This window comes from Leisingera sp. CC-HEC096, assembly GCF_059429235.1.
Map to the genome: position 1 here is coordinate 1,532,655 of NZ_JCAIJS010000001.1, position 11,652 is coordinate 1,544,306.

Annotated in this window: 12 protein-coding genes; 5 read left to right on the forward strand and 7 right to left on the reverse strand. The window is 64.5% G+C overall.

Annotation, left to right across the window (positions count from 1 at the left end; all coding sequences use genetic code 11):
* Positions 1–4: 4 nt before the first annotated feature.
* Both kynU and kynA read left to right on the forward strand, forming a co-directional pair.
* The gene (gene kynU / locus AC5STI_RS07510) at positions 5–1,198 is read left to right on the forward strand and encodes a kynureninase (RefSeq protein ID WP_495446230.1); all 1,194 of its coding nucleotides are present in this window, start codon (positions 5–7) and stop codon (positions 1,196–1,198) included.
* A 148-nt stretch (positions 1,199–1,346) separates the two neighbouring features.
* A complete protein-coding gene (gene kynA, locus AC5STI_RS07515; protein WP_495446231.1) occupies positions 1,347–2,180 on the forward strand; it encodes a tryptophan 2,3-dioxygenase in 834 nt (277 codons plus the stop codon).
* A 33-nt stretch (positions 2,181–2,213) separates the two neighbouring features.
* Here kynA and AC5STI_RS07520 read toward each other — a convergent pair whose 3' ends face one another.
* Entirely contained in the window at positions 2,214–2,795 is a 582-nt protein-coding gene (locus tag AC5STI_RS07520; protein WP_495446232.1) for a TetR/AcrR family transcriptional regulator, read from the reverse strand.
* Positions 2,796–2,889: 94 nt separating this feature from the next.
* On the opposite strand from AC5STI_RS07520, the gene AC5STI_RS07525 reads away from it, so the two are divergent.
* Positions 2,890–3,354 (forward strand): (2Fe-2S)-binding protein, encoded by a 465-nt coding sequence (locus AC5STI_RS07525; RefSeq protein ID WP_495446233.1) that lies wholly within the window; start codon positions 2,890–2,892, stop codon positions 3,352–3,354.
* Positions 3,355–3,357: 3 nt separating this feature from the next.
* Positions 3,358–5,598, forward strand: coding sequence for a xanthine dehydrogenase family protein molybdopterin-binding subunit (locus AC5STI_RS07530; RefSeq protein WP_495446234.1), 2,241 nt, complete (start codon positions 3,358–3,360; stop codon positions 5,596–5,598).
* A gap of 44 nt (positions 5,599–5,642) precedes the next feature.
* Here AC5STI_RS07530 and AC5STI_RS07535 read toward each other — a convergent pair whose 3' ends face one another.
* The 3 genes from AC5STI_RS07535 to AC5STI_RS07545 form a co-directional block, all read right to left on the reverse strand.
* Positions 5,643–6,158, reverse strand: coding sequence for a GNAT family N-acetyltransferase (locus tag AC5STI_RS07535; RefSeq protein ID WP_495447739.1), 516 nt, complete (start codon positions 6,156–6,158; stop codon positions 5,643–5,645).
* A 25-nt stretch (positions 6,159–6,183) separates the two neighbouring features.
* Positions 6,184–6,963 (reverse strand): gamma-glutamyl-gamma-aminobutyrate hydrolase family protein, encoded by a 780-nt coding sequence (locus tag AC5STI_RS07540; RefSeq protein WP_495446235.1) that lies wholly within the window; start codon positions 6,961–6,963, stop codon positions 6,184–6,186.
* Between the two features lie 131 nt (positions 6,964–7,094).
* Positions 7,095–7,715 (reverse strand): helix-turn-helix domain-containing protein, encoded by a 621-nt coding sequence (locus tag AC5STI_RS07545; protein ID WP_475046445.1) that lies wholly within the window; start codon positions 7,713–7,715, stop codon positions 7,095–7,097.
* A gap of 164 nt (positions 7,716–7,879) precedes the next feature.
* On the opposite strand from AC5STI_RS07545, the gene AC5STI_RS07550 reads away from it, so the two are divergent.
* Positions 7,880–8,362, forward strand: coding sequence for a fasciclin domain-containing protein (locus tag AC5STI_RS07550; protein ID WP_475046447.1), 483 nt, complete (start codon positions 7,880–7,882; stop codon positions 8,360–8,362).
* A 111-nt stretch (positions 8,363–8,473) separates the two neighbouring features.
* Here AC5STI_RS07550 and AC5STI_RS07555 read toward each other — a convergent pair whose 3' ends face one another.
* The 3 genes from AC5STI_RS07555 to AC5STI_RS07565 form a co-directional block, all read right to left on the reverse strand.
* Complete coding sequence (locus AC5STI_RS07555) at positions 8,474–8,902, reverse strand: GlcG/HbpS family heme-binding protein (protein ID WP_495446236.1); 429 nt, start codon at positions 8,900–8,902, stop codon at positions 8,474–8,476.
* 119 nt (positions 8,903–9,021) lie between these two features.
* Entirely contained in the window at positions 9,022–11,169 is a 2,148-nt protein-coding gene (locus AC5STI_RS07560) for a malate synthase G (RefSeq protein WP_495446237.1), read from the reverse strand.
* Between the two features lie 227 nt (positions 11,170–11,396).
* Positions 11,397–11,603 carry a hypothetical protein gene (locus AC5STI_RS07565; protein ID WP_475046453.1) on the reverse strand — a complete coding sequence of 69 codons (207 nt, stop codon included), beginning with the start codon at positions 11,601–11,603 and terminating at the stop codon, positions 11,397–11,399.
* Between the last annotated feature and the right edge of the window lie 49 nt (positions 11,604–11,652).

The following is an 11,652-nucleotide window of genomic DNA, read 5'->3' on the forward strand; positions in this document are numbered from 1 at the left end:
CCCAATGACCGATTTTGCTGCAACCAAGGCAATGTTCGACCTGCCGGAAGGCGTGATCTATCTGGACGGCAACTCGCTGGGCCCCCTGCCCCGCGCCGCCCGGGAGCGGGTCGGGTCGATGATGCAGGACGAATGGGGGCAGATGCTGATCACCGGCTGGAACAAGGCCGGCTGGATGGACAAGCCCAAGGCGCTGGGGGACCGGATCGGGCGGCTGGTCGGGGCGGAGCCGGGCCATGTGGTGATGGGCGACACGCTGTCGATCAAGGTTTACCAGGCGGTGGCCTCAGCTCTGGAGCTGAACCCGGGCCGCAAGGTGGTGCTGTCGGACAATGGCAACTTCCCCACCGACCTGTATATGGCAGACGGGCTGCTGAAATCGCTGGGGCCGGACTATGAGCTGCGGGTCGTGGACCCGGAGGAGGTCGAGGACGCGATCACCGATGAGATCGCGGTGCTGATGATCACCGAGGTGGATTACCGCACCGGCCGCAAGCACGACATGAAGGTGCTGACCGAAAAGGCCCACGCGCTGGGTGTGCTGACGGTCTGGGATCTGGCCCATTCGGCGGGTGCCATTCCGGTGGATCTGGCCGGGTGCCATGCGGATTTCGCGGTGGGCTGCACCTACAAATACCTGAACGGCGGCCCCGGTGCGCCGGCCTTCATCTATGTCTCGCCGCGCCACGCAGAGACCGCCCGCCCCGCCCTGTCCGGCTGGCTGGGGCATGAGGCGCCCTTTGCCTTTGATCTCGACTACCGGCCCGGCAACGGCATCGACCGGATGCGCGTCGGTACCCCGCCGATCCTGCAGCTGACCGCGCTCGAGTCGGCAATGGATATCTGGGACATGGCGGACATGAACTCCGTGCGCGCCAAGTCCATCGCGCTGTGCGACCTGTTCATCGCCGAAGTCGAGAAGAGCTGCCCGCAGCTGGAGCTGGCCTCGCCGCGCGACCCTGCGTTCCGCGGCAGCCAGGTGTCGTTCAAGTTCGACGAGGGCTATGCCGCGATGCAGGCGCTGATTGCCCGCGGCGTGATCGGCGATTTCCGGGCGCCGGATATCATGCGGTTCGGCTTCACCCCGCTGTACATTGACGAAGGCGACGTGCGCGCCGCGGCGGAGATCATCGCTGACGTCATGACAAACGCCCTGTGGGACCGGCCGGAATACATGGTCCGCCACGCGGTCACCTGATGCGGCAGCGCCGCGCATACCATCTGCCGCTCTGCCGCCCGGCGGGCTGGGTTGCGCTGTGGCGCCGTCTGGCCCAATGCGGCACCCTGAACCGGAGGACGCATTCCTTTCCCTGACATATACTGCATTTAGGAAAAGGAATGATCCGATGACCCAACCCTATGATCCCGCCGACGACGGCGCCCAGATGTCCTTTGACGGGCGCATGTCCTATGGCGATTACCTGTCGCTCGACATGCTGCTGAACGCGCAGAAGACATGGACCAACACCCATGACGAGATGCTGTTTATCATCCAGCACCAGACCTCCGAGCTGTGGATGCGGCTGGCCATTCATGAATTGAGCGCCGCCCGCGAACGGCTGCTGGGCGGCCAGGCACGGCAGGCGTTCAAGATGCTGGCGCGGGTGGCGCGCATATTCGAGCAGCTCAATTCCGCCTGGGACGTGCTGCGCACCATGACGCCGTCGGATTACACCGCGTTCCGGGACGAACTGGGCCAAAGCTCAGGCTTTCAGTCGCACCAGTACCGGCAGATCGAATTCATGCTGGGTAACCGCAACAAGGCGATGCTGCGCCCGCACGCCCACCGCCCGGACATCCTGGCGCTGCTGGAGGCGGAACTGAAGCAGCCGTCGCTCTATGATGTGGCGCTGAAGGCGCTGGCGCAGCGCTTTGATCTGCCGGATGAAGTGTTGAACCGCGATGTGTCGGAGGCCTATCAGCCGCATGAGGCGGTGCAGGCCGCCTGGACAGAGGTCTACCGCGATACCGAGGCCCACTGGGAGCTGTACGAACTGGCCGAGAAGCTGGTGGATTTCGAGGACTACTTCCGCCGCTGGCGCTTCAACCACGTGACCACGGTGGAGCGCGTGATCGGTTTCAAGCGCGGCACTGGCGGCACCGGCGGTGTCAGCTATCTGAAACGGATGCTGGAGGTGGAGCTGTTCCCCGAGCTCTGGCACCTGCGCACCGAACTGTAATGCGCGCGCGGGCCGGTGCGTCCGGCCCGCCCCTCAGCGCGGCGTCAGCCCGGCCCCGAACAGGGCGGCCAGCTGACGCACCCCGGCCTGATAGGCGGCGAAATCCGCGGCAGTTTGCTTGATGCCCTTAAGGGACGCGCAAATCGTCTGCGCGATCACCGCAGCATCGCCGTTCAGCGCCGCCTGCCCGGCCTTTGCCTGCTGCTGCAGCCAGCCGGCGTAAAGCCCGCGCAAGGCCGCTTCGCCCGCCTCGATCTCCTCACCCGCGACGTTTTTGGTGATCTCAAACAGCTCCATCCCGTGGGGTGAGGACATCATCGACTCGATCGCTTCGCCGCCCTGCCCCCTGAACGCGGCCAGCAGGCGGTCTGACAAGGTGCCTTCAGAGGCCAGCCCGGCGCGGACGTTCTCTGCCGCAGTGCCGTAATACGCGGCCACAAGCGCCCGGAAGATCGCCTCCTTGTTCTTGAAATGCAGGTAAAGCGCCGGGCGCGACATGCCTGCCCCCTTGGCGATGTCGTCCATTGAGGTCTTGCGGAACCCATAGGTGGAGAACGCCGCCCAGGCGGCCTCAAGGATTGCCTGCTGTTTTGGGTCTATGCCTGCCATGTTCATGATTTTGCTTCTGACATTGTTTGTAAAAAATGTCAATTGACATACTGACACTTTCGATTACATTTGTCAGCGACCCAGCAAAGGAAGACACGCCATGTCCACCACGCTTCGCATCAATGGAAAATCCCATCAGGTGGACCTGCCTGATGACGTCCCCCTGCTGTGGGTGCTGCGCGATGAGGTTGGCCTCACCGGCACCAAGTTCGGCTGCGGCGTGGCCGCCTGCGGCGCCTGCACCGTGCAGATTGACGGCGAGGCCGTGCGCTCCTGCCAGGTGGCGCTGTCGGATGTCTGGGGCGAGGTGACCACGATCGAGGGCCTCGGCACGCCGGATGCGATGGCTGCGATCCAGCAGGCCTGGGTGGAGCATCAGGTGGCGCAGTGCGGCTACTGCCAGTCCGGCCAGATCATGCAGGCGGCGAGCCTCTTGGCGGAAAACCCGGCGCCCTCGGATGCGGAGATTGACGAGGCGATGCAGGGCAACCTGTGCCGCTGTGGCACCTACCCGCGCATCCGCGCCGCCATCCATTCCGCCGCAAAGAAGATCCAGGAGGCGTAACCCATGGCCAGTTTCAAGAAAATCGCCCGCCGCTCCTTTCTGATCGGGTCTGCCGCCATCGTCGGCGGGGTGGCCTTTGGCGCCTATTACGTCAGCCGCCCTGCCCCGAACCCGCTGAAGCCCGGAGACGGGGAAGTGGCGTTCAACCCCTTTGTAATGATCTCAGACCAGAAGATCACCCTGATCGCCCCGCGCGCCGAGATGGGCCAGGGCGTGCACACCACCTGGGCTGCGCTGATCGCCGAGGAACTGGACGTGACGCTGGAGCAGGTGGAGGTTTTGCACGGACCCGCCGCCAAGGCCTATTACAACTCCGCCCTGATGAGCGAGGCGCTGCCCAGCACCGGCTATGACAAGTCCAGGTTCATGCACTCGCTGGGCGAACTGCTGGGCCAGGCGGGCAAGCTGCTGGATCTGCAGGTGACCGGCGGCTCGACCTCAATGAAGGACGGGTACGAGCGGATGCGGCTGGCCGGGGCCTCTGCCCGGGAAACGCTGAAGGAGGCCGCCGCCCAGCGCCTTGGCGTCAGCCGCAGCCAGCTCAGCACCCAGGAGGGCAAAGTAGTGGCGCCGGATGGAGCGGAGATCGCCTATACCGGGCTGGCAGCAGATGCGGCCCGGCTGGAGCCGGTCGACGCCCCTCTGCGCCCGCGCAGCGAATGGCGGCTGCTGGGCAAATCCCAGCCGCGGGTGGACATGGCGGACAAGGCAACCGGCACCGCGCAGTTCGGCATTGATGTGCGCCTGCCCGGGATGAAATTTGCCGCGCTGAAGGCGAACCCGCATCTGGGCGGCGCGATGAATGGCTTTGACGCCGCGGCCGCGCTGCAGATGCCGGGCATCGAAACGGTTGCGGATCTTGGCGATGCGGTTGCCGCTGTCGGCAGCAACACCTGGCTGGCGATTCAGGCGCTGGAAGCCATCGAGTTCGACTGGGGCGCGGCCCCGGTCCCGGCCACGCAGGCAGAGATCTCCGGTGCGATCCGCGCGGCGTTTGACGCCGAGCCGAACTCCACCCTGCGCGACGACGGCGACGCCGCCACCCTGCCGGACGGCGCGCAGAAGGTGACGGCGGAATACGAGGTGCCGTACTTGGCTCACGCCACGATGGAACCGCTCAACGCAACGGCGCTGTTTGATGGCGGCCGCCTGCAGATCTGGTGCGGCAACCAGGGGCCGATGCTGGTCCGCGACCACTGCGCCAAGGCGCTGGGGATCGAGCCGGAGCAGGTCGAAGTGAACACCACTCTGATGGGCGGTGGCTTCGGGCGGCGGGGCGAAGTCGACTTTGCCGTCTATGCCGCGCGCCTTGCCGGGAAGATGCCTGGCACCCCGGTGCAGCTGACCTGGAGCCGCGAGGAGGACATGACCCATGACTTCTACCGCCCGGCCTCGGCGGCGCGGTTCCGCGGTGCGGTGAAGGATGGCAAGGCGCTGCTGCTGGACGGGCAGATTGCCGGCCAGTCCCCCACCGCGCAGGCGATGAACCGCTGGATCGGCCTGTCGCCGAGCGGCCCGGACACTGCCTTGACCGACGGTGCCTTCAACCAGCCCTATGGCATCCCTAACTACCGCATCCGCGGCTATGCCGCCGATCTGCAGGTGCCGGTGGGCTTCTGGCGCTCTGTCGGCGCCTCGATCAACGGCTTTTTCATGGAGAGCTTTGTGGATGAGCTGGCCCACGCCGCGGGTGCCGACCCGATGGAGTTCCGCCTCGAGCTGGCGCGCGACGAATGGGCCCCCGCCGCCAAAGTGCTGGAGGCGGTCAAGGAGATGTCCGACTGGACCGGTAAGACGCCCGAAGGCGTGGGCCGCGGTGTTGCCATGACCTACAGCTTTGGCACCCCGGTGGCGCAGGTTATTGAAGTTGCCGAGGAAGAGGGCGGCATCCGCCTTCGAAAAGCGTGGATCGCCGCTGACCTGGGTGTTGCGCTGGACCCGCGAAACCTGGAGGCGCAGATGTCCGGCGGCATGGCCTATGGGCTGTCGGCGGCGATGTTCGGCGAGATCACCTTTGCCGAAGGCGCCGCGGAGCAGATGAACTTCCCCGATTACGACGCCATCCGCATGCACACGATGCCGCAGGTGGAGGTGCGCATTCTGCAAGAGCAAGCCCATATCGGCGGCGCGGGCGAACCCGGCACGCCGCCCGCGGCCCCGGCGCTGGCAAACGCGCTGTTCGACCTGACGGGAAAACGGGCGCGGCGGCTGCCGCTGGTGCATGACTTCGATCTGCTGACTTGAGCGTAAAGCGGTCTGCCCCGCTGCGGGCAGGCCGCCACACCGGATCAGTCGAGGATCTTGACCATCCGGTAGTTGTGGATCTTCACGCCGCGGCGTTCAAAAACGCGCCGCCGGTCCACGGCAAAGCCCTGCCGCTCAAAGAAACCGCGCGCGGCTTCGCTCGCCTCAACATACAGCAGCCCAAGCCCCTGGCGCAGTGCGGCCGTTTCCAGCCTGGTGTACAACGCCGCCGCAACACCCTGCCCCGCGGCGCCGGGGTGGCAGAACAGCATGTCGATATGGCCGTCGGATTCAAGGTCGATGAAGGCCACCGGCGTATCGTCCTCTCCGATCGCAACCCAAACCGCCCGCCCGTCGGACAGCTTCTGCCCGATGGCTTCGGCAGGCGGCGCCCCGGGGCACCAGGCGTTGATCTGCTCCGGCGTGTAGAACCGGCTTGCGATGCCATGCACTGCAGAGCGGAACACCTCCGCCAAGTCCGCCGCATCGCCTGCCTTGAATTGCCGGATCCTGTACGTGCCCGTCTGCCGGGGCGCGCCGTCTTCGAAATCACCTTTCATACCCAAACCTTTTAACCAAATACACCTACGCGGATTTCTGAAAACCAGGCTGCGCTGTGCCATCCGCCCAGGCCCGCACCGCCGTGCCGAATGCCTCGAACAGGGGGCGTGATACCGGATCGCTGGCCGCATCCCATTCCGGATGCCATTGCACCGACAGGGTAAAGCCCGGCGCGTCCTTGATGAAGATCGCCTCCGGTGTGCCATCGGGCGCGTGCCCGTCCACCACCACCCGGGCGCCCGGACGCTTGATGCCCTGGCCGTGCAGAGTGTTGGTCATCACTTCCTCAGCGCCGAACAGCTGGCGGAACACACCGCCGGCGCTGAACCGGACGCTGTGGCGCAGGGCAAACTTTTCTTCCAGCGTGCCGTCCGGCGGCATCCGATGGTTCATTCGCCCCGGCAGATCGCGGATTTCGGGATAGAGCGTGCCGCCCATTGCCACGTTGACCTCCTGAAAGCCGCGGCAGATGCCCAGGAATGGCTGGCCGCGCTCCACGCAGGCGCGGACCAGCGGCAGGGTGATGGCATCGCGCGCCCGGTCAAAGGCCCCATGCGCCTCGGTCTCCGCCTCGCCGTATTCATGCGGGTGCACGTTCGGCCGCCCGCCCGTCAGCAGGAAGCCGTCGAACGTCTGAAGCAGCTCCTCGACGGTGACAAAGCGCGGGTCGGAGGGGATCATCAGCGGCATACAGCCCGCGACCTCGGCAATTGCTTCGGAATTCATCGTGCCGCCCGCATGCACGGGGTACTGATCGTTAAGCAGATAGGAGTTGCCGATAATGCCAACCTTGGGTCGCGTCATGATCCACTCGTAATTTCATTTCCTGAAGAAAAACCTAGCCCTGACACTGCACGGGTTCAACAGGCGGCGCAGAGCAACACAGTGTTCACACCTGCACAACCCTGCGTCAGCAGGCGGCTTGCCGTCCCGGCTCAGCCCGACGGGCTGTCCGGCACACTGTCCCGCGAGACCACCACGAGCGCACGGCACCGCTGCCCCGGCACCGCCCGGTAGCTGTGGGCGAACCCGGCATCAAAATAGACCGAGTCGCCCCTGTCCAGAACCTCGGTCCGGCCGTGGATGCCCAGTTCCAGACCGCCCTCAATCACATAGATCATCTCCGCGCCCGGATGCGCGTGCGGCGCGCTTTCGGCGCCGTTGCCGGAAAACTCCGCCAGATAGGACTGGAACCGCCCCTTGGTCACGGGGAAATCCAGGCTCTCGAACAGATAAGACAGCGGCCCGTCCGTCTTGTCGCCCAGTTTCAGCCGGTCCCGCTCCCGCACCACCTCCAGCACCGGCGCGTCCTCGCCCGGGCCGAAAAAATGATCAAGGCCGACGCCGAACACCATCGCGATGCGCAGCAGGGTCGCCAAAGTCGGGAACACCTGCCCCCGTTCGATGCGCGACAGCATCGCTGCTGACAGACCGGTATGTTCACCCAGCTGCGCCAGCCCCATGTCCTTCCCCTGCCGCAGACTGCGCAGCTTGGGGCCGATTCTATAGGCCTCCAGGCCTTCCTGAAGCGTCTCGGACAGCATGGGCTTGCTCATGGTTTTTAACCTCCGGGGCAATCCTTTTTGGAAAATTTTACCCAAGTGCAAAAAAAATGCACCTCACACAAACGTGTATCTCATGCAAATTTTTTGCATGTCAAGCTATCTGTGCCAGACCTATCTGCCCTCCTCCCGCTGGCGCCTGACAGAAAGGATGTCTCATGTTTTTCAACCGCCTCTCCGTGACTGCGTTTGCCATTGCCCTCGGCCTTTCCGTACCGTCGGCCGTGCCGGCCGGGTCCAAGGACATTGTCGAGACGGCCGCCGCAGCCGGCCAGTTCGAAACCCTGGCAGCCGCGCTGACCGCTGCTGATCTGGTGGGAACGCTGCAGGGCGATGGCCCGTTCACGGTGTTTGCGCCGACCGATGAAGCCTTTGCGGCCCTGCCCGAAGGCACGGTCGAAACCCTGCTGAAGCCGGAAAACCGCGCGCAGCTGACCGAAATCCTCACCTATCATGTGGTGCCGGGCAAGGTGATGTCGTCGGATCTGAGCGATGGCATGACCGCGGAAACCGTTATGGGAAAAGAGATCACCGTGTCGATGGGCGACGGGGTAAAAATCAATGATGCTGCGGTGACCGCTGCGGACATCGAAGCGTCAAACGGCGTCATCCACGTGATTGACGCCGTCATCCTGCCCTAAACGCGCCCGCCGTCTGCTCTGAAGCAGAACCCCCCTTCCGCTTTATGAGCAGGGCCCTCTCCCGTCTTATTGAGCGGGCTTCCCTCAAGCCCCGGCGGGAGGGGGTTGTCGTCAGATTTCGCCGTGCAGGCCAGCAGCTTCTATTCCGGCCACCGCGGCGGCGGCGTCATTGTCCGAGGTGTCGCCGGTTACGCCTACGGCCCCGATCACATCACCAGAGCCGTTCCTGACCAGCACTCCGCCCGGCACAGGTACGACCTGGCCGCCGTAAACCCCGTTCACCGCAGCCATGAAATAGGCCTGGCTTTCTGCGCGGGCCATTTGCGCTGTGCCCGCCATGCCCAGCATCACCGCGCCAAAGGCTTTGCCATGGGCGATGGCAAACCGGCCCGGCGCGGCGCCGTCCTGGCGCTCGAACGCCTGCACGTGGCCGCCGGCATCCAGCACCACGACCGACAACGGTTTCAAATCCATCCCGCGCCCGCATTCCAGCGCCGCCCGGATGATGGTGCGCGCCTGATCCAATGAAATCCCTGCCATGAGTGGCCTTCCTCCCGCTGACGTTACGTTACGTTACGAAAGGAAAAAGGAGGCCAAAAGGCCCCCTTTGACTACCCGTCAATTCCGGGAAACTGTTTTCCAGGGTCAGTTTGACGCAATCAGGCTGACGCTTCCTGAGCCTTCAACTCCAGACGGCGGGCGTGCAGTACCGGCTCGGTATAGCCGGAGGGCTGCACCCGGCCCTTGAACACCAGATCGCAAGCCGCCTGGAAGGCAATGGTGTCAAAGCCCGGCGCCATCGGACGGTAGCTGTTGTCGCCGCGGTTCTGTTCGTCCACCACCTTGGCCATCTTGCGCAAGCTGCCCATCACTTCCTCCTCGGAAACAACGCTGTGATGCAGCCAGTTGGCGATGTGCTGAGCAGAGATCCGGCAGGTCGCGCGGTCCTCCATCAGGCCGACGTCGTTGATATCCGGCACCTTGGAGCAGCCGACACCCTGGTCGATCCAGCGCACCACGTAGCCCAGGATGCCTTGCGCGTTGTTGTCGACCTCGCGGGCTATCTGCTGCGGCGTCCATTTGCGGTAGGTCGCCAGCGGGATTTCGAGGATGCCATCGACATGGGCGCGGCGGCCGCCGGCCTTGAGCCGCTCCTGCACCGCAAACACATCGACCTTGTGGTAATGCAGCGCGTGCAGCGTCGCGGCGGTCGGGCTCGGCACCCAGGCGCAGTTGGCGCCGGATTTCGGATGCTCGATCTTCTGCTCCAGCATCGCCGCCATCATGTCGGGCATCGCCCACATGCCCTTGCCGATCTGCGCCTTGCCGGACAGCCCGCATTCCAGCCCGATATCCACATTCAGGTTCTCATAGGCGCCGATCCAGGCCTTGCGCTTGATGAAGTCCTTGCGGGAGAACGGCCCCGCCTCCATCGAGGTGTGGATCTCGTCGCCGGTGCGGTCGAGGAAGCCGGTATTGATGAAGGCCACCCGGTGCCTGGCGGCGCGGATGCATTCCTTGAGGTTGACCGAGGTGCGGCGTTCCTCATCCATGATCCCGATCTTCACGGTGTGTCGCGGCAGGCCCAGGATATCCTCGACCTTGTCGAAGATCCGGTCGGTAAAGGCGACCTCTTCCGGCCCGTGCATCTTGGGCTTCACCACATAGACCGAGCCCAGGGCGGAGTTGCCGCCGTCGCGTTTCAGGTCGTGCTTGGCGATCAGCACGGTGATCAGCGCGTCCAGCAGCCCCTCGAAGGCCTCGTTGCCGTCCTTATCCAGAACCGCCGGGTTGGTCATCAAGTGGCCGACGTTGCGCACCCACAAGAGGGCGCGGCCCTTCACGGTCTTGGCGGTGCCATCCGGCGCGGTGAATCCGAAATCGGGGTTCAGGCGGCGGGTGATGGTCTTGCCGCCTTTTTCCAGGTTGGTCTCCAGATCGCCCTTCATTAGGCCCAGCCAGTTGGAATAGGCCAGAACCTTGTCCTCGGCATCAACGCAGGCGACCGAGTCCTCGCAGTCCATGATCGCCGACATGGCGCTTTCCAGCCGCACATCCGCCAGGCCCGCCTGATCGCGCGCGCCGATCGCATGGGCGCGGTCAAAGACCAGCTCCACATGCAGCCCGTTGTTGCGCAGCAGCACGGATTCCGGCGCCTTGGGGTTGCCGCGGTAGCCTGCGAATTTCTCCGGCTGCGCCAGCGGCAGGTCGTCGATCAGCAGCTGGCCGTCCTGCACATGGTAGCGGCGCGCATCGGCGTGGCTGGTGCCCTCCACCGGGAAGGCCTCGTCCAGGAACACCCGCGCCCGCGCCACAACCCGTGCGCCGCGGCCCTTGTCGTAACCGCCCGCGGGCGCTGGCGTGCCCATCGCGTCGGTGCCGTAGAAAGCGTCATACAGGCTGCCCCAGCGGGCGTTCGCCGCGTTCAGCGCATAGCGGGCGTTGGTGATCGGAACCACCAGCTGCGGGCCGGGCACCGATGCGATCTCCGGGTCCACGTTCTGGGTTTCGATCCCGAAATCGCCGCCCTCGGGCAGCAGGTAGCCGATATCGGACAAGAACGCCTTGTAGGCTTCGTGGTCGTGCGGCTTGTCGCGGTTGGCGATATGCCAGGCGTCGATCTTGGCCTGAATGTCCTCGCGCTTGGCCAGCAGAGCCCGGTTTTCCGGCCCGAAACCGTTCACCAGTTCCGCCAGGCCCTTCCAGAAGGTCTCGGCCTCGACACCGGTGCCGGGCAGCGCCTGCTTCTCAATAAAATCCGCCAGTTCCGGCGCCACCTGAATTCCCTGTTTCTCGACCCGGCTCATGTCTTGCTCCTTCCGGCGGTACACCACTGTATGCTGATACCTAGTTAGGGCAGAAGTTTCCGATCAGCAACAAAACAGCCCATCGGTGAAACCAAACGCAATTTCTTGTTTTTCAAGAAAGTGCCGAAAAGAATTCCGAATATGCTTCAGCTGCGGGCACCTGAAACGCATCAAGGGTGCACAGGCCGCCCTGCACACCCCGGAAAATCACAAAGTCAGGCAGCCTGTCAGTCCGCAGTTCCGTCAATCACCGCCTGCACCTCGGCGGCGGTGGCCGGTGTTTCCACCTTGTCCTGTTCGCCGCCCCGGTCGAACACCATCAGCAGAAACAGCCCCAGAGCAATTACCGCAAAGACGACAACCGCGCCGATCCCCAGCAGCGAGGGTTTGTGCTTCTCCGTCTGACGGTCGACGTTGGTATCCGGCGCGGACATGGCTGAACTCCTTTTCCAAAACAAATTGAGGCGCAGGACGGCTTGCCGC